This is a genomic window from Ruegeria sp. BHSC029, from assembly GCF_059613085.1.
Genome location: NZ_JBXWRU010000003.1, coordinates 227249 through 247838, shown reverse-complemented (window position 1 = coordinate 247838; position 20590 = coordinate 227249). Strand labels below are relative to the sequence as shown.

22 protein-coding genes are annotated in these 20590 nt (G+C 62.6%); 5 read left to right on the top strand and 17 right to left on the bottom strand.

Going from position 1 to position 20590, the window contains the following annotated elements:
* Positions 1 to 84 precede the first annotated feature (84 nt).
* Positions 85 to 975 carry a YHYH protein gene (locus AC2FML_RS08240; RefSeq protein WP_496782745.1) on the top strand — a complete coding sequence of 297 codons (891 nt, stop codon included), beginning with the start codon at positions 85 to 87 and terminating at the stop codon, positions 973 to 975.
* Positions 976 to 982: 7 nt separating this feature from the next.
* On the opposite strand, the gene AC2FML_RS08235 is transcribed toward AC2FML_RS08240, so the two are convergent.
* The 3 genes from AC2FML_RS08235 to AC2FML_RS08225 all read right to left on the bottom strand — a co-directional run bounded on the left by AC2FML_RS08235 (position 983) and on the right by AC2FML_RS08225 (position 4506).
* Positions 983 to 2725, bottom strand: coding sequence for a peptidoglycan -binding protein (locus tag AC2FML_RS08235; protein ID WP_480752681.1), 1743 nt, complete (start codon positions 2723 to 2725; stop codon positions 983 to 985).
* A 3-nt stretch (positions 2726 to 2728) separates the two neighbouring features.
* Positions 2729 to 3907: a biopolymer transporter ExbB gene (locus AC2FML_RS08230; RefSeq protein WP_170340518.1), complete on the bottom strand. Its 1179-nt coding sequence runs from the start codon at positions 3905 to 3907 to the stop codon at positions 2729 to 2731.
* A gap of 68 nt (positions 3908 to 3975) precedes the next feature.
* On the bottom strand, positions 3976 to 4506 hold the full coding sequence (locus AC2FML_RS08225) for a gamma-glutamylcyclotransferase (protein WP_170390882.1): 531 nt from the start codon (positions 4504 to 4506) through the stop codon (positions 3976 to 3978).
* A 67-nt stretch (positions 4507 to 4573) separates the two neighbouring features.
* Between AC2FML_RS08225 and AC2FML_RS08220 the strand changes: the two genes are divergently transcribed.
* Complete coding sequence (locus AC2FML_RS08220) at positions 4574 to 5575, top strand: DUF2125 domain-containing protein (RefSeq protein WP_170357114.1); 1002 nt, start codon at positions 4574 to 4576, stop codon at positions 5573 to 5575.
* On the opposite strand, the gene AC2FML_RS08215 is transcribed toward AC2FML_RS08220, so the two are convergent.
* The 4 genes from AC2FML_RS08215 to AC2FML_RS08200 all read right to left on the bottom strand — a co-directional run bounded on the left by AC2FML_RS08215 (position 5572) and on the right by AC2FML_RS08200 (position 9908).
* On the bottom strand, positions 5572 to 6429 hold the full coding sequence (locus AC2FML_RS08215) for an extensin-like domain-containing protein (protein WP_170371726.1): 858 nt from the start codon (positions 6427 to 6429) through the stop codon (positions 5572 to 5574). The two genes, AC2FML_RS08220 and AC2FML_RS08215, sit on opposite strands and share 4 nt — an antisense overlap.
* A complete protein-coding gene (locus AC2FML_RS08210) occupies positions 6426 to 7346 on the bottom strand; it encodes a prephenate/arogenate dehydrogenase family protein (RefSeq protein ID WP_170357112.1) in 921 nt (306 codons plus the stop codon). The genes AC2FML_RS08215 and AC2FML_RS08210 overlap by 4 nt, the downstream gene beginning before the upstream one ends.
* Positions 7343 to 8428, bottom strand: a complete 1086-nt coding sequence (hisC, locus tag AC2FML_RS08205; RefSeq protein WP_496782744.1) for a histidinol-phosphate transaminase — start codon at positions 8426 to 8428, stop codon at positions 7343 to 7345. Before hisC ends, AC2FML_RS08210 begins: the two co-directional genes overlap by 4 nt.
* A gap of 64 nt (positions 8429 to 8492) precedes the next feature.
* On the bottom strand, positions 8493 to 9908 hold the full coding sequence (locus tag AC2FML_RS08200; RefSeq protein ID WP_496782742.1) for an aminotransferase class V-fold PLP-dependent enzyme: 1416 nt from the start codon (positions 9906 to 9908) through the stop codon (positions 8493 to 8495).
* A 102-nt stretch (positions 9909 to 10010) separates the two neighbouring features.
* Here AC2FML_RS08200 and AC2FML_RS08195 point away from each other — a divergent pair, with 102 nt between their 5' ends.
* Entirely contained in the window at positions 10011 to 10472 is a 462-nt protein-coding gene (locus tag AC2FML_RS08195) for an Lrp/AsnC family transcriptional regulator (protein WP_170357109.1), read from the top strand.
* 67 nt (positions 10473 to 10539) lie between these two features.
* On the opposite strand, the gene rpsD is transcribed toward AC2FML_RS08195, so the two are convergent.
* The 3 genes from rpsD to AC2FML_RS08180 all read right to left on the bottom strand — a co-directional run bounded on the left by rpsD (position 10540) and on the right by AC2FML_RS08180 (position 14311).
* Positions 10540 to 11160, bottom strand: coding sequence for a 30S ribosomal protein S4 (gene rpsD / locus AC2FML_RS08190; protein WP_170357108.1), 621 nt, complete (start codon positions 11158 to 11160; stop codon positions 10540 to 10542).
* A gap of 196 nt (positions 11161 to 11356) precedes the next feature.
* Entirely contained in the window at positions 11357 to 11734 is a 378-nt protein-coding gene (locus tag AC2FML_RS08185; protein ID WP_170369696.1) for a hypothetical protein, read from the bottom strand.
* 294 nt (positions 11735 to 12028) lie between these two features.
* Positions 12029 to 14311: an adenosylcobalamin-dependent ribonucleoside-diphosphate reductase gene (locus AC2FML_RS08180; protein WP_496782740.1), complete on the bottom strand. Its 2283-nt coding sequence runs from the start codon at positions 14309 to 14311 to the stop codon at positions 12029 to 12031.
* Positions 14312 to 14440: 129 nt separating this feature from the next.
* On the opposite strand from AC2FML_RS08180, the gene AC2FML_RS08175 reads away from it, so the two are divergent.
* Positions 14441 to 14872 carry a DUF1489 family protein gene (locus tag AC2FML_RS08175; RefSeq protein ID WP_170340498.1) on the top strand — a complete coding sequence of 144 codons (432 nt, stop codon included), beginning with the start codon at positions 14441 to 14443 and terminating at the stop codon, positions 14870 to 14872.
* A gap of 2 nt (positions 14873 to 14874) precedes the next feature.
* Here the strand turns inward: AC2FML_RS08175 and hisG are convergent, their stop codons facing one another.
* Genes hisG through hisS form a run of 3 tightly spaced genes read right to left on the bottom strand, consistent with a single transcriptional unit; the run spans position 14875 to position 18140 of the window.
* Positions 14875 to 15564 carry an ATP phosphoribosyltransferase gene (gene hisG, locus AC2FML_RS08170; RefSeq protein ID WP_170365386.1) on the bottom strand — a complete coding sequence of 230 codons (690 nt, stop codon included), beginning with the start codon at positions 15562 to 15564 and terminating at the stop codon, positions 14875 to 14877.
* Positions 15561 to 16649 (bottom strand): ATP phosphoribosyltransferase regulatory subunit, encoded by a 1089-nt coding sequence (locus AC2FML_RS08165; protein ID WP_496782738.1) that lies wholly within the window; start codon positions 16647 to 16649, stop codon positions 15561 to 15563. The genes hisG and AC2FML_RS08165 overlap by 4 nt, the downstream gene beginning before the upstream one ends.
* Before the next feature lie 3 nt (positions 16650 to 16652).
* Positions 16653 to 18140, bottom strand: coding sequence for a histidine--tRNA ligase (gene hisS, locus AC2FML_RS08160; RefSeq protein ID WP_496782736.1), 1488 nt, complete (start codon positions 18138 to 18140; stop codon positions 16653 to 16655).
* A gap of 128 nt (positions 18141 to 18268) precedes the next feature.
* Between hisS and AC2FML_RS08155 the strand changes: the two genes are divergently transcribed.
* On the top strand, positions 18269 to 18463 hold the full coding sequence (locus AC2FML_RS08155) for a SlyX family protein (protein ID WP_170357101.1): 195 nt from the start codon (positions 18269 to 18271) through the stop codon (positions 18461 to 18463).
* A gap of 9 nt (positions 18464 to 18472) precedes the next feature.
* On the opposite strand, the gene AC2FML_RS08150 is transcribed toward AC2FML_RS08155, so the two are convergent.
* The 4 genes from AC2FML_RS08150 to AC2FML_RS08135 all read right to left on the bottom strand — a co-directional run bounded on the left by AC2FML_RS08150 (position 18473) and on the right by AC2FML_RS08135 (position 20490).
* Positions 18473 to 18838 carry a hypothetical protein gene (locus tag AC2FML_RS08150; protein WP_170527640.1) on the bottom strand — a complete coding sequence of 122 codons (366 nt, stop codon included), beginning with the start codon at positions 18836 to 18838 and terminating at the stop codon, positions 18473 to 18475.
* A gap of 41 nt (positions 18839 to 18879) precedes the next feature.
* Entirely contained in the window at positions 18880 to 19098 is a 219-nt protein-coding gene (locus AC2FML_RS08145; RefSeq protein ID WP_244952316.1) for a YMGG-like glycine zipper-containing protein, read from the bottom strand.
* An 85-nt stretch (positions 19099 to 19183) separates the two neighbouring features.
* Positions 19184 to 19705, bottom strand: coding sequence for a thioesterase family protein (locus AC2FML_RS08140; protein ID WP_170357099.1), 522 nt, complete (start codon positions 19703 to 19705; stop codon positions 19184 to 19186).
* On the bottom strand, positions 19702 to 20490 hold the full coding sequence (locus AC2FML_RS08135) for a cyclase family protein (protein ID WP_170595886.1): 789 nt from the start codon (positions 20488 to 20490) through the stop codon (positions 19702 to 19704). The genes AC2FML_RS08140 and AC2FML_RS08135 overlap by 4 nt, the downstream gene beginning before the upstream one ends.
* Positions 20491 to 20590: the final 100 nt, after the last annotated feature.

Genomic DNA, 20590 nt, shown 5'->3' with positions numbered 1-20590 from the left:
GAATTCGCCAAAAAGACAGTTCCCAGCGACGGGAATCCTTGCGCGCCACGTTTCAGACCAAAGCCTTTGGAGTGGAGCAGCGCAGTGTCCAGAAGAATCGCCGTCATATGGAGCATCGCCTTCGCGGCCTCGGTCGTCGGCGTTATCGCCTCTGCCCAGCATCGGTTTCGCTTTCATGACGAAACCCGTGCGCAACCGTTGAAACTGGAACCGGCGACCGTCAACCCAGGCGTCAACAGATCAGAGATCACCGAACAAGGCCGTGCCTTGTCGATTACCGGCAATGGCATCCCCAATCATCTGGTCGGTCGCTTTCCGAACAAAGGCAACCCCCATCAAATCGCCGAGCAGTCGGTCAAGTTGAACGTGCCGGCCGTTCCGAGGGCGAATGCAACCCCGACGCCTCTGCGCATGGGGTGGAATTTTGGCGTGTCCCTGACTGGGATCGTCTTTGACCCACTGGCCGCTGAATTCTGGCACGGCGATCCCCGGTCGGGCTGGTCCTACAATGCCTTGGGCGGCGCGATCGCCCTTGGACTCGATGCCAATTTCGCGCATGTCCAACCAAACGGAAAATATCACTACCACGGGGTTCCGACCGGCCTGATCGAAATGCAGGGCTGGTCACCGAAAGAACACTCTCCGTTGATCGGATATGCAGCGGACGGGTTTCCGATTTACGCCCGAACCGGTTTGGTGGGCGGCAAGGTCACGCAAATGACCTCTTCCTACCGGCTGAAGGCCGGACAGCGCCCGGGCGGCGCCGCCCCTGACGGACGACATGATGGAACGTTCAACGAAGACTACGAGTTCGTGGCGGGGCTTGGAACGCTCGGTGAATGCAATGGCGCCATGACCGTCTCGACCGAGTTTCCTTCCGGCACCTACGCGTATTTTCTGACCGATGACTACCCGGTTGTTCCACGCTGTTTTGCGGGCACACCCGATCCCAGCTTCCGCTTCGGGCCGCGCTGACACTGGCTTAGCGTTCGGTCAGCTTCAATTCGATGCGACGGTTCTTTGCCCGCGCTTCCGGAGTGTCCGCCGTATCGACAGGTTGAAACTCTCCAAATCCGTTTGCTGACAGACGTTCCGGCGGAATGCCCAACTGTTCGACCATGTAGCGCACGACCGACAGCGCCCGCCCTTGGCTGAGCTCCCAATTGTCTCGATACCGTCCTGTTCCGTTCAGCGGGATATTGTCCGTGTGACCGTCGACCCGGATGACCCAGTTCAATTCGGGCGGAATGTCCGCCGCAATCCCACTCAGAATGCCCGCCACTTTCGCGACCTCGCGCCGGCCATCCTCGGACAGAACCGCCGAACCGGGTGGGAACAGCACCTCGGACGAGAATACGAAGCGGTCGCCCTCGATCCGAACGCCTTCCTGGTTGCCCAGTACGTCGCGCAGGCGACCAAAGAACTCGGAGCGGTACCGCTGCAGGTCTTCGGCCTGTGCCGTAAGTTCCTGATTCTGGCCGGCCAGTTTCTCGGCCTCGGCCTCCAGGCGGACGCGTTCGGCCTCTTCCAACAAGCGGCGGCGCCGTTCTTCGGAAGCGGCCCGGGCAAGGGCCGCGTTCAGGTCCTGACCAAGGGTCTGAATTTGCACCTCGGCCTCGGCATTCCTGTCCTTGTAGTCATCCAGCAGCGCCTGCAACGACCCCAATTGGCCGCGCAATGCGGCGATCTGCTGGTTCAACAAGGCCGTCTGGCGTTGCGCCTTGGCGGAAAGAGCCTTTTCGGTGGCGATCGTTTCCCGGGCAACGGCAAGCAAGGCGTCACGCTGCTCGGCCAGCGTCCGCTGACTTTCGGCCTCGGCCTCAGCTTCGGTTCGCGCCGCAAGGGCTGCTTCAAGCTGAGCCTTGAGCTCTTCGTCATTCAACTCACCGAATTGCCGCTCAAGCTCGGCTTTGGCCGTCTGAGCGGCGGCCAACAGTGTCAGTGTTTCCTCGGCCTGTTTACGCTGCTCTTCCAGTGCCAGGGTCATGGCCGTCAATTCGGCATCCGCATTCTGCAATCTGTTGCGCAGTGCCTCAGCGGCAGCAGCCTCGGCGACGCGGGCGGCTTCCTCTTCAGTCAGTTGGCTTTGCAATTCCGCGATCTGGGCCGCGCGCGCACTGTCCGCTTGCTCAAGGTCGGCTACCAAGGCCTCCAGCGCTTCGCGGCGTGCAGCCGCCAGCCGTGCGGCCTCGGCCTGGGCATCCACCTCCGCACGGCTTTGTGCCAAGGCAAGGTTCAATGCCTCCTGCTCGGAAAGCAGTTGCTCGCGCTGGGATTCCAATTCGGCAATATCGCCCTGCGCGCGCGCCTGATCAGCTAAAAGCGCGGCAACCTGCGCTTCGAACCCCGTGATACGAGTCTGAGCCTCTTCCAACTCGGCCGCGCGCTGGTCTCGCTCCGAGGTGAGTGACGAGATCAAGGCCTGCGCCTGGCTCAGATCCTCTTCGGCCTGCGACAGCGTCGTGTTCAGCGCCCCCAACCGGGCCTGCAGACGGCTGTTCTCGCGCTCTTCCAGGCCCAAGGCATCCGCAAGGGCGGCCACTTCGTCCGACAGGGCCGTCAGCTCGTCTTCCTGTCCGGAGATGGTTTCGCGCAGCACGAACTGCACGACCATGAAAATGGTCAGCACAAAGGTCATGACCATCAGCAGCCCCGTGATTGCATCAACGAAGCCGGGCCAAACCGAGCCTTGGAAACGCTGACCGGTTCGACGAGACAGGGCCATGTGTTATTCTCCGCCCGGTGTGTGGCGCGCCGCCCCGCGCGGAAGCGTCAGCGCCTTGACCAGCAGCTCGAAATCCTTGCGCAGTTCGTTCATGCTGTCCTGGCGACCGGCCGAGATTTCTTCGAGAATGCGCAGAAGCTGCACGTCCATCGACCGCAGCCGCATTCGGCTTTCGGCGTCGATCCCCTCGCCCGCACCATGTTCACGCATGTGATCCAGCAGCGCGTCCTGCCCCAACGCGATCCGCTCGAGCGCGGCGGTGACCCCTTCGGTTTCCGCCTGTCGTTGGTTCATGTCCGCGATGACATCGACCAATGCACCCAGCTTGGCCGATACCTCGGCGCGATCCGCCTCCTGGGCCGCGAACAGGTCCTGCAGCGCGTCCATCTGCTCGGACATGGAATCAAGGACCGGGGTCAGCACCGCAAGTTCCGCACCGCCTTCATCTCCGGCGGCAAATCCGACGCGCGTGATCGACGACAGCCATTCCTCAAGCTCACGGTAGAACCGGTTCTGCCCGTGGCCGGCGAACAGTTCGAGCAAACCCACGATAAGCGATCCGGCAAGCCCCAACAGGGAGGACCCGAACGCCACGCCCATGCCTTGCAGCTGGGATTCGAGGCCACTCATCAGACGATTGAATACGGCCAGGCCTTCTTCGCCCTCTTGCGGGTTCAGGCTGCGAATGGTGTCGACAATTGCAGGAACCGTTGTTGCCAAGCCGAAGAACGTACCCAGAAGACCCAGATAGATCAGTACGTTGGTGATGTAGCGGGTGAATTCCCGCTCTTCCTCGACCCGTTCCGCGACCGAATCCAGGATCGACCGGGTCGATGTCGAGCTGATCTGCGATTTCGCCCCGCGTGCGCGAAGCAGCGACGCCAGAGGGGCCAACAGCTGCGGTGTACGAGCGTCTTCGCGCACGACGCCGCCCACGAACGCTTCGATCCAGCGAACCGAACCGATCAACTGGGTCACCTGATAGAAACAGGCCACGACGCCGATGACAAAGACCAGCAGGATGAATCCGTTCAGATAGGGGTTGGCATAAAAAACCGGCAGCACGTAGGGCAGAGCCATGAACACGCCCAGGCCCGACAGCCCGATGGCGATCAGCATCATCACGATTTGACGGATCGGTTGCGAGAAATGCGGTCTCGCGCCCTGCTGTACATGCGCCATGCGCGTCTTTCCCGGTTTTGCCTGCTCTGAGGCGAATCTATCGAAAATCTGGTGGCAAGGCCAAGGGTTTATGCGGTCAGGCTGCGCACCCGTTGCGCCAACCACTCAAGATCCGGGTCGTGCAACCCGATCTCGGACAGGTGTTCAGCGGTATTGTAAAGATACTCGGGGTTGGGGCCGCGGCCGCCCACGGCCTGCGCGATGATTTGCGCCTGCTCCTCCAGCGGCAGACCCCCGCAATACTGCACGTGGTCGGGATCGATCACATAGGTCACTGCCGTCACCGTCTGGCCGCTGTCCAGATGCACATCCAGCATCTTCTCCACGTAGGCGGACGAGATCAGTTCACGCTCGCGCAGTTCCTCGAGGGTGCGGTCCTCATGGCCTGGTTCGACCGCCAGCGCCAAGCCCTTGCAACGGGCATCCGGGTGTTCGTCCAAAGCCAAGACAAGTCCGGGGTTCTCCTCGGTTCCGCGGTGATGGATCGACCGCATGCAGAATGACCGCGCATAGCCGTGAAGTGTAGCCTGCTCGCGCCGGGCCACCGGAAAGCCCGGATTCCACAACAGCGACCCGTATCCGAATACCCACATCGTCATAGTTCTGGTCCTTGCCCGTTTAGGCCTATAAACATCAATTCCAAGGCAGGAAAAAGGGCCATTTGCGATGCGCCGACTGGTACGAGTGTTCATATTTCTGGCCATCCTCTGGGGCGGGTATTGGGCCATAGCCGGGTATGGGCTGCGCAGCGCCATCACCGGTTGGTTCGCGCATCAGCAGGATCTTGGATGGCAGGCCGACTATTCCGACGTGGAAATCGCCGGATTTCCGCTGCACCACGTGACCCGCCTGAACAGTGTAGCGCTGGCCGATCCGGTGAACGGCACAGCCTGGAGCGCGGATTGGATCGAATTCGAAAGCCCCGCCATCTGGCCCGGACGACAAATCTTGCGCTTTGCGGATACGCCGCAGCGGCTATCCTATTTCGACCAGACCGCAATCATCCTGGCCGACAGCCTTCAGGCAGAACTGAATCTGCGTCCGGGCGTCGCGCTGGAGCTGGAGAAGATGGCCCTGACATCGGGCAACTGGTCGGTGACCCAGGACGGAACCGACATGGCTGCCGGCCAGTCACTTGCCCTGGTCATGGAACAAGGCACCCAGCCCGAGAGCTATGCGATCGGGGTCAGTTCGGATGCCTTCACGCCCGGTGAAGACCTGCGCGCGCTGATGCGAACGGCTGCTTCTCTGCCCCAAGCCTTCGATACACTCGAACTGGATATGAATGTCACCTTCGACAAAACCTGGGACCGTTCCGCGCTGGAAGAACGTCGCCCTCAACCTCGTTTGATCGACCTGCATCTTGCCGAGGTGCAATGGGGCGAATTGCGTCTGTTTGCAACCGGCGAACTGGAGGTCGATGAACAGGGCATTCCGGTCGGAGAGATTGCGGTTAAAGCCGAGAACTGGCGTGACATGATTGCCATGGCCAATGCTGCAGGTGCCCTGCCCGATCAGGCCGTTGATCCGGTCACGCGGGCGTTGAACCTGCTGGCAGGTCTGGGGGGCAACCCCAACGCGCTGGACCTGCAGCTGAATTTCCGCGACGGGTTCGTGGCTTTGGGACCGTTGCCGTTGGGCCCGGCCCCGCGTCTGATCCTGCGTTAGCGGCAGTAGGGTCCGCTGCGGTAACGGGCGGTATCAAGGTGGAAATGGTTCTGGTGATAGCGGTCTGAATTCGGGCCAAGAACCGTGCCGAAGGGCCCGCACGCTCCGCGCCAGATCTTGGTCAGTTGTTTCTTCGAGGGGTTCTTGCGCCAACCGTCCAGAACCGTCACCACCTCGCCATCGGCCATTTTGAACCCCGAGATATCAATGGCCCGACCCTTGCCATGCTCCGAGATCCTGGCACCTTTCCGGTTGTTCCGGGTACGGCAAGCGTAGTGCGCAGCAACCTGCAATTCGACAACTGGACCGCGCCGTTTGAACGTCGGTTTGACGGTCTTGTCGACCCATTTGTTCAATGCGATCGCCGTGCCGCAATCCATCGTCGATGGGCGGCTGAGAACCACGCCTGACACCGATGTGATCTGGACGGCATCCTTGATCCCGCAGGCTTTGATCTTGCCGGGAACCGAGCCCACGGCCTTGCCCTGAATGGCGATGTCACCGCACACCGATCCTTTGCGCAGTTTTCGCTTTTTGAACAGGACTTGCTGTTCCAACGCCTCGGGCCGCAGATAGGGTTTGAGCGAGGTATCCGGTCCAAGCAGCGGAAGGTCGGCCGGGCGCGCTGCCACGGCCAGCACCTGAGGGGATACGGGCCGCACCACGGGTCGCATCTTCGCTGGTACAGCGATCGGCGTCGCCGGACTTGCCGGGACATAAGCGGCCTGCACCAGCTCTGACACCGGGGATGGCCGCGCAACCGGAACCGGTGATGTGTCGGGGGCCGATGCAGTGGCTGCGCCGGCCCATACCATCGCTATAACCGTCAGAGCTTTGCCTTTGATCAGTTTCATGACTTGGCCTTTACGCGCCCGAAATCAGGAGCGTCGGTGTCCTGACCCGCGTCGATGATGCCGCGCCGGATTGCGCGGGTGTGGGTAAAATAGTCGAACAGGTGCTGACCGTCGCCCGTGCGGATCGCGCGCTGCAGGGCAAACAGCTCTTCGGTGAAACGGCCGAGGATTTCCAGCGTCGCATCCTTGTTGGTCAGGAACACGTCGCGCCACATGGTCGGGTCCGAGGCCGCGATCCGGGTGAAATCGCGGAAACCGGCAGCCGAGTACTTGATGACCTCGGAGTCGGTGACGCGCCGCAGGTCGTCGGCGACGCCCACCATCGTATAGGCGATCAGGTGCGGCGCGTGGCTGGTGACGGCCAGAACCAGATCATGGTGATCGGCATCCATCTCGTCGACATTGGATCCCATCCCTTCCCACAAGGCGCGCAAGCGGGCGATGGCCTCGGGGTCAGACCCTTCGACCGGAACCAGCAGGCACCAGCGGTTGTCGAACAGCTCGGCAAAGCCGGATTCGGGGCCGGAATGCTCGGTCCCGGCCAGCGGGTGGGCGGGCACGAAATGAACGCCTTCAGGAATATGCGGGCCGACCTCTTCAATGACGTGCCGCTTGACCGAACCGACATCCGACACGGTTGCGCCGGGCTTGAGCACCGGCGCGATGTCCTTGGCGACGGCGCCCATTGCGCCCACCGGCACGCAGAGCACGACCAGATCGGCACCCTCGACCGCCTCTTGCGCGGTGTCGCAGACCCGGTCGCACAGACCGATGCGCCGCGCGGTGTCCCGGGTGGCCTCGGACCGGGCATAGCCGGTCACCTCGCCCGCCAGCCCGGCGCGCTTGATCGCCCAGTACATCGACGAGGCGATCAGACCCAACCCGATCAGCGCCACGCGGTCATAGATCTGGCTCATGCGGCGCCCCCTTTGAACGCGGTGATGGCCGCAACCACGCGGCGACAGGCCTTTTCGTCGCCCACGGTGATCCGCAGCGCGTTGGGCAGCTTGTAGCCCGCAACCCGGCGCACGATCAAACCTTTCGATTGCAGATAGGCGTCGCAGGCCTCGGCCTCGGCCTGATCCGCGAAACGCGCAAGGATGAAATTGGTGCAGGACGGATCGGACGGAACGCCGATCTTGGCCAGCTCGGCCGACAGCCATTCGCGCAGGCGGGCGTTTTCGGCCCGGCAGAACTCGACATATTCCACATCGGCCACGGCGGCCTCGGCCGCCGCGATGGCCGTCAGCGACAGATTGAAGGGCTGGCGCACGCGGTTCAGCACGTCGATGATTTCGCGATGCGCATAGCCCCAGCCGACCCGCATCCCGCCCAGCCCGTAAATCTTCGAGAAGGTCCGGGTCATGATCACGTTGCCGAACCGGTCCACCAGACCGGCGCCACCGTCAAAGCCCGGCACGAATTCCGCATAGGCGCCATCCAGCACCATCAGGCAGGTCTGCGGCAGACCCTCGGCCAGGCGCGTCAGTTCGGCGTCCGAGATCATGGTCGAGGTCGGATTGCCCGGGTTGGTCACGAACACGATCCGGGTGCGGTCGGTCACCGCGGCCAGGATCGCATCGACATCGACCTTGCGGTCACACTCGGGCACCTCGACCGGGGTCGCGCCGGCCATGCGGGCGATGATCGGATACATCGAGAATCCATGCTCGGTATGGATCACCTCGTCCCTCGGCCCGGCATAGGCCTGGGCCACGAATTGCAGCACTTCGTCGCTGCCCACCCCACAGATGATCCGGTCGGGGTCCAGCCCGTGCCGCTCGCCAATCGCGGCGCGCAGGTTGTTGTGATCGGTCACCGGATAGCGATGCAGCATCGTGGCGCTGTCGCGCACGGCTTCGATCGCCTTGGGGCTGGGGCCAAAGGGGTTTTCGTTGGAACTCAGCTTGATGACGTTTTCCACGCCCTCGACATGCGACTGACCGCCCTGATACAGCGCGATATCCATGATGCCGGGTTGCGGGGTGATCTTGTTCATGAGGGGCTCCGTTGGTTGCGCCCCTCATACAGGTCTCAAGGCCTTGGGAAAAGCGGCAATTCCGTCACGCCGCCTTGAAGCGGGCGGTTGCCGGATCGGCGGCGTAGAACGGGGCGTATTCCTGCGTACGGCGCGACAGGTCATTGACGCTGTCGATGATGAACTGAACCGTGTCCTCGGTCATCATGTACGAGAAGTTCAGCCGTACCCAACCCGGTTTCTTCATCTCTTCCCCGGCCGACAACGCCGCGTGCAGCGCCTCTGAGGCCGCCTTGTCGATGCCCAGCAGCCGATGCGCATAGGGGCCGGCGCAGGCACACCCGCCGCGCGCCTGAATGCCGTAGATGTCGCTGAGCATCCGGGTGAACAGCTGTTGGTGCACCGGCTGCCCGGTGGTGTCGCGCACCAGAAAGGAAAAGATCGGCAGGCGGTGAGGATGGTCCACCCCCAGCAGGGTCAGGTTCGGGTTGTCACGCCACCCATCCAGCGCCATGCGGTTGTACAGCGCCTCGCGCCGGGCGATCTCGTCGGTACCCACGGCATCCTTGACGATAAAGGCCAGCGCCGCGCGGATATCTCCGATCACGTTCGGGGTTCCGGCCTCTTCGCGGGTGGCCAGATCGGTGCTGTAGTCGTGGCGCCAGGGCGAAACGAAGCTGACCGTGCCCCCGCCCGGCCAACTAGGACAGGTGCGGCGCACGGCGCCCCGGTTCACGATCAGAACGCCCGAAGCCCCCGGCCCGCCCGGAAACTTGTGCGGAGACACGACGATGGCATCCTTGCGCGCATCGTCCGGCCCCATATCCATCGGCAGGTAGGGCCCGCCCCCGGCATAATCCCAGACCGCGCGCGCCCCGTGCCGTTTCAGCAGCCGCGTCACCGGATCAGGGTCGGTGATCACGCCCGTGACATTCGACGCCGCCGAGAATGACCCGATCACCAGATCCGAATCCGAATGCTCGATCAGCGTCTGTTCCAGCACCGCCATGTCCGGCCCGCCCTCGGGGCCTTCGGGGATCTCGATGACCTGCGCCTTGCTCTCGCGCCAGGGCAGGATGTTCGAATGGTGCTCGTACGGACCAATCAAGACAACCGGCCGGTCAGCCTCTTGCACTCCCATCAAACTGACCAGCCGGTTGAGCCCCGCAGTGGCACCGGACCCGGTGAAGATCACCGCGTCATCTCCCCTCGCGCCAACGATGCGGGCTATTTCCGCGCGCGCCTCGCGGCGCAGTCGCGTCATGTAGGAACCGCAATAGGAGGCCTCGGTGTGGCTGTTCGCATAGAAAGGCAACACATGCTGGGCCACAAAATCCTCGACCTGCCGCAATGCGCGGCCCGAGGCAACGTAGTCCGCGTACACAAGCGGCACGTCCCCATGCAGACCCGGGATCAGAACGTTCTCTCCGATCAGCCCGTCGCGCAGGGTCGAATTGTGAGTGGCGGCTTGGATTTCTGCACGAAAATGGGACAGGGTCATGTCATTGGCTCCATATTGCACTTCCAATATGATCTACTTGAGCTGAGTAAACTTCACCTATCTTTGCTTGAATTATAAGAATTTTAGGTCATATGATCTGAAATGAATGAAAAGATAGATCAAATTGACAAGCGCCTCCTGCGCGAACTGCAAAAGGACGCAACCCTTTCCCAGCGCGAACTGGCCGAGCGAGTCGGCCTGTCGCAAAACGCCTGCTGGCGGCGGTTGAAGGCGCTGAACGATGCAGGCGTCCTGACAGGGTCGACAGCTCGGATCATGCGCGAAAAACTGGGGCTGAACCTGGTGGTCTTCGTGATGCTGCGCACGCGTCACCACTCGGCCGAGTGGCTGCAGGCCTTTCGCAGCCATGTCCTGACCATTCCGGAAGTCGTGGATTTCCACCGTATCGGCGGCGACTACGACTATCAGCTACGGGTCGTGACACAGGATATGGCTACCTATGACAAAGTCTATCAGCGCCTGATCGAGAAGGTCGAACTGGACAGCGTGACCTCGTATTTCGCGATGGAGGCGATCGCAGAAGACCGCCCTTTGCCGATCTGAGTGCTTGCCATGAAAAAGGGCCGCACCTTCGCAGGTACGGCCCGTTTTCTAAAACTGTCTGCGAAGATCAGTTCTTCGCGTAGAATTCGACGACCAGGTTCGGTTCCATCATGACCGGGTACGGCACGTCGCCCAGCGACGGGGTGCGCACGAAGGTCGCGGTCATCTTCGAGTGGTCGACTTCCAGGTAATCCGGAACATCACGTTCGGCCAGGCCAACGGCTTCCAGAACGACGGCCAGTTGCTTGGACTTGTCGCGGACCTCGATCACGTCGCCTTCCTTGACGCGGTAGCTGGGGATGTTGACCCGCTTGCCGTTCACCTTGACGTGGCCGTGGTTCACGAACTGACGTGCGGCGAACACGGTCGGCACGAACTTGGCGCGGTAGACGACAGCGTCCAGACGGCGCTCGAGCAGGCCGATCAGATTTTCACCAGTGTCGCCCTTCACACGCTCGGCTTCGGCGTAGATGCGGCGGAATTGCTTCTCGGTCAGGTCGCCGTAGTAGCCTTTCAGCTTCTGCTTGGCGCGCAGCTGCAGACCGAAGTCCGACAGTTTGCCCTTGCGGCGCTGGCCATGCTGGCCGGGGCCGTATTCACGGCGGTTGACCGGGGATTTCGGACGACCCCAGATGTTTTCGCCCATCCGGCGGTCGATTTTGTACTTGGCAGACGTGCGTTTGGTCACGGCTGATCTCCTTCGTTAGGTCGAGGCCCCGCGGGGCCACTATGAAGGGCGTTGTCCTCTTGAGGTTTCCCCCATGACAGGCATCCCCTTGCGGGGGCCACCAACACCAATGAAGCCGCGTTTATATCTGCGAACAGACCAGAGTCAACACGCGGCGATGCGCGGACGAAAAAATAGTTCCTAAGGAATGGGCCGTCTATTCAGCGGCGGTCGCAGCCAAATGCGGCGCAAGAACCAACGTTTGCTCCGTCGACCTGCGATGCGTTGGGAAGGAAACGACATTGCCTGCATCCGATTGGCTTGCTTCGGCATATTCTTCGACGGCGCACACCCAGAAGTCCTGACCCCGCGCGGGGCAGCCATTTTGGAACAGAAAAACCGCGTCTTTCTGACCCTCGACCAACGTCAACTCGGCCTCGTAGGTCTGCGCCCCATTCGTCAATGAGATAACTGCAAGCGTGGCGATCGGCTTCAGCGTTGCAGCTTCAGGGCCATGCCCGGCCAGCGCCATCAACGCCTGATCATGTCCAGTCTGAACGGAATATTCCGCGTTACAGTCCGGCAAGCGTGTCATGCACCCATGCCACGACCAAGACGCTCCAATGGCCAAATCTGCCACAGGCGCTGCTTCAAGCCCGTCAATTTCCGTCTGGGACCAAAATACTGCTACGCGACCGTTATACCCGGCTGTCATCTGCCCGCCCGACCTTTCAAACTCATCACCCCGTACACTAGCGGTGTATCAACGATGAATCCGGCGGAAAAGAGACGGAATTGCAGCTTTCACGAGAATGTTGCCGGAGAGTCAAATCAAATTGAGACTCCGGCGAAACACAATACAACTTTAACGACAGTTATGTGGCACTCGTCAACCGCATTTCGAGTGTCCGCAGCTGCGGCAGGTCATGCAGCCCTCGATCATCACCATGTCATACTGGCCGCAGGACGGGCAGGCCTTGCCGCGTGGGGCATCCATGTTGACCACCTGCGCCTGCGGGTCTGACTTCAACCCCATCCCTTCCCCCTCAAGGAACCCGATCGCGATCATGTGCTGCTCGATCACGCCGCCGATGGCCGCCAGGATCGAGGGGATGTACTTGCCCTGCACCCAGGCCCCGCCGCGCGGGTCGAACACGGCCTTCAGTTCCTCGACCACGAAAGACACGTCGCCCCCGCGCCGGAACACGGCCGAGATCATCCGCGTCAACGCCAGCGTCCAAGCGTAATGCTCCATGTTCTTCGAGTTGATGAACACCTCGAACGGACGCCGCCGGCCACCGATGACGATGTCGTTGATCGTCAAATAGATCGCGTGTTCGCTGTCGGGCCATTTCAGCTTGTAGGTCGAACCCTCAAGCGATTGCGGCCGGTCCAGCGGTTCGGACATGTAGATCACGTCGCCGCCGTCCACCTCGTGCGGGGCATCGGCGCTTTCGCCCGGCACCTTGTCGTCGCTTTCCGAGACGGTCAGAACCGAGCCGGTCACGTCGTTCGGGCGATAGGTGGTGCAGCCCTTGCAGCCCTGATCCCAGGCCTGCATGTACACGTCCTTGAAGGCATCGAACGAGATGTCCTCGGGGCAGTTGATCGTCTTCGAGATCGAACTGTCGATCCATTTCTGGGCGGCCGCCTGCATCTTGACATGCTCGGCCGGGGTCAGGGTCTGAGCGTTCACAAAAAAGTCGGGCAGTTCGACGTCGCCGAACTTGTCGCGCCACATCTGAACGGCATAGTCCACCACCTCTTCCTCGGTGCGCGATCCGTCCTTCTGCAGCACCTTGCGGGTGTAGGCATAGGCAAAGACCGGCTCGATCCCCGACGACACGTTACCCGCATACAGCGAGATCGTCCCGGTGGGTGCGATCGAGGTCAGCAGAGCATTGCGGATCCCATGCTCGCGGATGGCCTCGCGCACATCGTCATCCATCTGCTGCATGGTGCCGCTGGCCAGGTATTTCTCGGCATCAAACAGGGGAAACGCCCCTTTTTCCTTGGCCAAGTCCACCGACGCCAGATACGCGGCGCAGGCGATCGCGTGCAGCCAGCGCTCGGTCTGACGCGCCGCCTCGTCCGAGCCATAGCGCAGGCCCAGCATCAACAGCGCATCCGCCAGCCCGGTCACGCCCAGACCGATACGACGCTTGGCCTGCGCCTCGGCGGCCTGCTGCGGCAGCGGGAATTTCGAGGCATCCACCACGTTGTCCATCATGCGAACGGCCGTGGCGACAAGCTCCTGCAATGCCGCCTCGTCCAGATGGGCCGCGCCTTCGAACGGCGCCGACACCAGCCGCGCCAAGTTGATCGAGCCCAGCAGGCAGGCGCCGTAGGGCGGCAGGGGCTGCTCCCCGCACGGGTTGGTGGCGGCAATGGTCTCGGCATAGCTCAGGTTGTTGGCCTGGTTGATCCGGTCGATGAAGATCACGCCCGGCTCGGCATAGTCATAGGTGGCCTGCATGATCTTGTTCCACAGATCGCGGGCCTGCACCGTGTGATAGACCTTGCCGCCAAAGACCAGATCCCACGAAGCATCGGCCTTGACCGCCTCCATGAAAGCATCGGTCACTAGCACCGACATGTTGAACATGCGCAGGCGGGCCGGGTCGGATTTGGCGGTGATGAACTGTTCGATATCCGGATGGTCGCAACGCATCGTCGCCATCATCGCGCCCCGGCGCGAGCCCGCCGACATGATCGTGCGGCACATGGCGTCCCACACATCCATGAACGACAGCGGCCCCGAAGCATCGGCGGCCACCCCATGTACGTCCGCGCCGCGCGGCCGGATGGTCGAGAAATCATAGCCGATCCCCCCGCCCTGCTGCATGGTCAGCGCGGCCTCTTTCAGCATGTCGAAGATACCGCCCATGCTGTCGGGGATCGTGCCCATGACGAAACAGTTGAACAGGGTCACTTGCCGCGCGGTGCCTGCTCCGGCCGTGATCCGCCCGGCGGGCAGGTATTTGAAGTCCTCAAGAGCCTCGTAGAACTTCTGTTCCCAGTGTGCGGGGTCCTTTTCCACCCGTGCCAGATCGCGCGCAATCCGCCGCCACGTATCCTCGACCGACTTGTCGATCGGCGTGCCATCCGCCTTCTTGAAGCGGTATTTCATGTCCCAGATCTGCTCGGCGATGGGGGCGGCAAAGCGGCTCATTGGTGATTCCCTGTCTTGAAAGAGGCATCCAGATTAGACCAAACCAGCGCCGAACCACAACAGCTTGATAGCGCGCAACGGTAAGCTACAATATAAAGATGGTCCGTGGGACGACTCTGTGGGAAAGCTGTGGATAAGTACATCAACCTCGTGAAACTCTCGGTCGGGTCCGAGAGCGTTGACAGCCTGATCGCCTGGCAGGACAGTTATCGCCGGCGGTTCGCGGACGGCCTGCCCCGCCACATCACCCGCATGTGGCCCAAGCGCGAGCCCGAGATTCTGAACGGCGGATCGATCTTCTGGGTCATCAAGGGTGTCATCCAGTGCCGCCAGCGCATCTTGCGTTTGGACGAGGTGACGGGTGAGGATGGCATCCGCCGCTGCGCCATCGTATTGGACCCGCAGGTCCACCGCACCCAGGGCGCGCAGAAACGGCCGTTTCAGGGCTGGCGCTATCTGAAACCCGAGGACAGCCCCGCAGACCTGCCCGAAAGCCGCGCGCAGGACGACGCCCTGCCCGAGGATCTGAACCGCGCGCTGGCCGAGATCGGCGTGCTCTGACCTCAGCCCAGCCGGCGCATCACTTCTGCCAGAGCAGCCTTTTCAGTGGCCCCGTACTCCGCAACCCGGCTGCGCCACAAAGTGGCCTGCGATTGCAGAATCAATCCATCCGAGAGGATCTTGAGGTGGTTGGCACGCAGGGTCTCACCGGTCGAGGTGATGTCGGCAATCGCCTCGGCGGTTTCGTTCATCACCGTGCCCTCGGTCGCCCCCTGGCTGTCGACCAGCGTATAGTCGGCAACCCCGGAATCGGTCAGGAACTCGCGCACCAGACGGTGGTACTTGGTGGCGATCCGCAGGCGGTGTCCGTGCGCGGCGCGGAAGGCGGCGGCGGCGGCGTCCAGATCATCCAGCGTCTCGACATCGACCCAGCAGGCCGGAACCGCGATCACCAGATCGGCCTGGCCAAAGCCCAGCGGCGCGATTTCTTCGACCTGCTGTTCCCAGCGCGGAAGTTTCTCGTGCACCAGGTCAGTGCCGGTCACGCCCAGGTGAATCCGCCCGGCAGCCAGCTCGCGCGGGATCTCTCCAGCCGACAGCAGGATCAGCGAGACATCCTCGATCCCATCAACCTTGCCGGCATATTCCCGGTCGGACCCGGCGCGCGACAGCTCGATCCCGTGGCGGGCGAACCAGGCAAAGGTTTTCTCCATCAGCCGCCCCTTGGACGGCACGCCCAGCTTCAGGGTCATTGGCCCGCCTCCTCGATTTCCAGCATCAGGTCGGGGCGCAGCACGCCACCCACCGCCGGGATCTCGGCCCCGTTGCCCAGCCGCCGCGTCAGCGCGTCATAGCGCCCGCCGGTGGCGATGGGCGGCAGGTCGGGGCGGCGCTCGGCGTAGAAGCCGAAGACGAACCCGTCGTAATACTCCATCGAGGTGCGCCCATACGAGGCCTCGAAATCCAGCTTGCTGACATCAACGCCACGCGCCTGCAGGGCGGCAATCCGCGCCTCGAGCCGGTCCAGCGCGGGGGTGATCTGGGGCAGATCGACGGCGATGTCGCGCAGATGCTCCAGCGCATAGGGCATGGTCTCGCGCACACCCAGCAGCGAGTCCAGCCCGGCCATTTCCGTGTCGGAAATCGGCGGTGTGTCGCGGTCGGCGCGCAGGGCGTCGATGCGAGCGACGATCTCGGCCGGTCGGCGCTTGCCGATCATCGGCGCGTCGCAGGCCATCGGGTCTGCCGCCCCGAGCAAAGCGGCGCGGTGGTCCGGCTCGGGCTTGCGGCCCGCGAACCGGTCCAGCAGAGACCGGAACCGGCGCGGACGCCACAGATGGCGCATCAGCGCGGCCTTGCGTTGGTCGGAGGTGCGCAGGCCTTGTACGGCCGCGGTCAGAATGCCGATGTCGCCGGTCGCCGCGCGCAGCGGCAGGCCCCGCAATTGCAGGGCAAACAGCGAGAACACCTCGGCATCGGCCCCTGCCGGGTCGTCGCGGTCAAAGACCTCGTAGCCCACCTGGATGTATTCATTGGCGCGGTCGGGGTCATGTTCCTGACGGCGGAACACCTCGCCCAAATAGGTATAGCGCGCCGGTTCGGCCCCGTCGCGCATGTGCATCTGCACCACCGGCAGGGTGAAATCCGGGCGCAGCATCTGTTCGCCGCGCAGCGCGTCCGAGGTGACATAGGCGCGCGCGCGGATGTCCTCGCCATAAAGGTCCAGCAGCGTTTCGGCCGATTGCAGCAGCGGCGTGTCGACGACCTGTGCCCCGGCGGCTTCGAAGCGCACGCGCATCATCGCGGCCCGGGCCTGGATCTGGGATCGATTGGGCATGGCTCAGTCCTGACTGTCCAGAATCTCGCGCACCTTGGCGACCAGATCACCGCGCGGCACCTCGAACTGGCTGGGGCGTTCCTTCCATTCCTCGAGCGTGGCGCTCTCGGCGATCTTGGCGCCCAGGATCAGGTCCTTGATCTGAACCACGCCACGGTCCTTCTCGTCCCCGCCCTCGATCACCGCGACGGGCGAGTTCCGCTTGTCCGCGTATTTCAACTGATTGCCGAAATTCTTGGGGTTGCCCAAGTAAACCTCGGCGCGGATGCCGGCATTGCGCAGTTCGGCCACCATCGCCTGATAGTCGGCCATGCGGTCCCGGTCCATCACGGTCACGACGACCGGCCCGGTGTCATGTGACTTGATCCGACCTTTTTCGCGCAGCGCGGCCAACAACCGGTCGACCCCGATCGAGATACCCGTCGCGGGCACTTCCTGTCCGGTGAAACGCTTCACCAGATCATCATAGCGCCCGCCGCCCGAGACCGACCCGAACTGCCTCTTGCGGCCCCTTTCGTCGAAGATCTCGAAGGTCAGCTCGGCCTCGTAGACTGGACCGGTGTAGTATCCCAGCCCTCGCACGACCGAGGGGTCGATCTGGATGCGATCGGCGCCATAACCGCCCGCGGCTAGCAATTCGCCGATCTGTTCCAGTTCCGAGATGCCTTCGGCGCCGATCTTGCTGTCGCCCACGGCCGCGCGCAGGTTAGCCAGCGTTCCGGCGGCGTCATCAGCCTTGGATGTCAGGAAGGCGATCACCGGCTCGGCCTGATCGTCGGACAGGCCCACACCATCGATGAACGCGCCCGAGGCGTCCAGCCGGCCCTTGGTCAGCAACTCGCGCACGCCCTGCTCGCCCACCTTGTCGAACTTGTCGATGGTGCGCAGAACGTCATCGCGCGCCGCCGCGTCCGTGCTGAGGCCCATGGCCTCGAGCACGCCGTTCAGGACCTTGCGGTTGTTGACCCGCACCACATAGTCGCCGCGCGGGATGCCCACGGTCTCCAGCGTGTCGGAAAGCATGGCGCAGATTTCGGCATCGGCGGCCATACTAGCCGTACCCACAGTATCCGCATCACACTGATAGAACTGGCGATACCGCCCCGGCCCCGGCTTTTCGTTGCGCCAGACCGGCCCCATCGCATAGCGGCGATAGGGCGTGGGCAGGTCGTTGCGGTGCTGGGCATAGACCCGGGCCAAAGGTGCTGTCAGATCATAGCGCAACGCCATCCAGTCGCCGTTGCCGCCCTCGTCAAACTCCTGCCAGGCGAACACGCCTTCGTTCGGGCGATCGACGTCGGGCAGAAATTTGCCCAGCGCCTCGACCGTTTCCACGGCGCTGCTTTCCAGCGCGTCAAACCCATAGCGATGATAGACGTCCGCAATCGTCCGCAGCATCTCGGTGCGCTGCGTGACTTCCTGGCCGAAATAGTCGCGGAACCCTTTCGGCGTGACGGCCTTGGGGCGGGGCTGTTTCTTGGGCTTGGCCATGTGGGGCGTCCTTGGGATTTCATCACTTGCGCGCGCGGTCTATCCCATGGTCTGGGTCGGGGCAAGCCAGCGCTGGCATTGCGCGCGCCACAGCGGTATGACCGCACCAGATCACAGGAGCCCCAGCGATGCAGCATCTGGAAGAAAAAATTGCCCATCTGACCCGCACCGTGGATGACCTGAGCATGGTGGTCGCCAAGCAGCAGGACGAAATCGACCGCCTGACCCGCCGCGTGGCGATGTTGATGCAGCGCGAAGCCGAACGTGCGCAGGAAGGATCCGGCGGAGTCATTCTGGGCGACGAGCGCCCACCGCACTATTGAGCCCAGCCCCTACAGCCCAAGCGTTGATCTAACGGCATCGTCGACGACACCACCCAACAGGGCATCCTCATCGCCTGCGCAACCTTCGGTCAACGCTGAAAGAAAAGCCTCACGCAGCTTGGCCTTTTCTTCGTCCGAGGATGCAAAATCTTCGATATTAACCTGACGGTTGTACAGTGAAAGAGCGGTCATCTTTCTGACGACGTCGAAAACGTATTCATCATTCCCATCAGCCTCTTCGATGACCGACGCGCAGGTATGGTACATTAGCGGAAGTGCGTCTTGCGCCATCTGGTCGGCGGCCTCGTCCGCCATGCCAATGGACGGGATAAGGATCAAGCCAGCCAGAACAGGTTTGAAATCAAGCAGTCGCATCAGGGCTCCTTTCTGAAGGCGGTCAATCTTGGACACCCCCGTCACTTGCGGTTTGCCCCAATGATGGCACCGACAACCGCACCTGCGGCCGCGCCTTTGCCATCTCCGATCAACGCTCCGACGCCGGCGCCAATCAGGGCGCCCTTCAGCGCATCTTCTTCCTTTTTCTTGTCCGCCAAAGCAGCTGACGCAGGCAAGACGATCAGCGATGCCGCCAATATACAGGCTGGCGCCTGCGCGCATTTCCTCAAGATCCACATTTGGTTGCCCTCCCGTGACCAAGCCCGAACCGGATGGTCAGCGTAGCCCGCTCCTGGAATTCTGGCAACTAAGGCCATCCCCAGGCTATTTGCGCCGAATGCCGATTGGTCTGCCGATCTGCGGCTCGGGGGGCAATGTGGCATGGTCGGACACCATTCGCGCCAGCCGCGCCGCGGCCCAGTCCGGATAGGGTACCGACCGGCCTGTTGTGTGGCTGACATTCATGACCAGGGCCTCTTGGGTGGCACAGACCACGCCATCCTCGGCCGACACCATCTGCGCAAAATAGTGACCACGCTTGTGATCGGCGTCCAGCATCCGAAACCGGAACACCAGCGCCTCGCCCTCGCGAACCTCGCGCAGGAAATGCAGGTGCGACTGCAGGATGTACGGCCCCTGCTCCAGCGCCGCGACCTGCGGTTCGCCCAAGCCCAGATGATCGACCAGCAGCCGCTCAAAGGCCAGATCGAACACCACGCCATAATACCCCACATTCATGTGACCGTTATAGTCGATCCAGTCGGGCCGGACCGTGAAACCGGTGATTTCGACCGGTGCGGGGTACGGGCCGTCATGGCCTCCCAAAGGCTCGTTTTCCCGGGTCATTCGTCGTCTTCCTCCTCGAAGATCGCCACCGCGCGGATGAACCCGGCCGAGGCGCCCTTGATCTTGAACGGAAAGCACGAGATCTCGAACCCCGTGGGCGGCAGGCTTTCCAGATTGGTCAGCTTCTCCATGTGGCAATAGCCGATCTCCATCGACGCGCGATGCCCCTCCCAGATGATCGAGGGGTCATGTGTTTCCGCGTATTCCTGCGCGGTCAGCGGAAAGGGCGCGTCCCAGCTCCAGGCGTCGGTGCCAGTCACGCGCACGCCGCGCTCGGTCAGGTACAGCGTGGCCTCGCGCCCCATTCCGCAGCCTTTCATCAGGTAATCCGGCTGGCCATAGCAGGTGCCGGCCGAGGTGTTGACCACGACGATATCCAGCGGTCGCAGGTCATGCCCGATCCGCTTCAGCTCGGCCGCGACATCGGCGGCGGTGACGACGTAACCATCCTCGAAATGCCGGAAATCCAGTTTCACGCCCGGGTTCATGCACCATTCCAGCGGCACCTCGTCGATGGTGATCGCCCGCTCGCCCCGGTTCATGGTCGAGTGGTGATGGTACGGCGCGTCCAGGTGGGTGCCGTTGTGGGTGGCGATCTGCAAACGTTCGATGGCCCAGCCCTCGCCGCCGGGCAGGTCCTCTTTCTTCAGACCGGGGAAAAAGGCCATCACCTGCTCGGCCGTCTGGTCGTGGCTCATGTATTCGATCTGAGGCAGCATGATCGGCGGGTCCGACACGATGCCGGATTCCAGCGGGACGGACAGATCGACGAAACGGCGGGCCATGAACTCCTCCGGGATTGCGCGGCCCAAGGGTTGGCTGGCTGCAAGCATCTGTCAAGCCAAGAAAAAGGCGGGCACGCAGGCCCGCCTTTTCAGGGTTTTG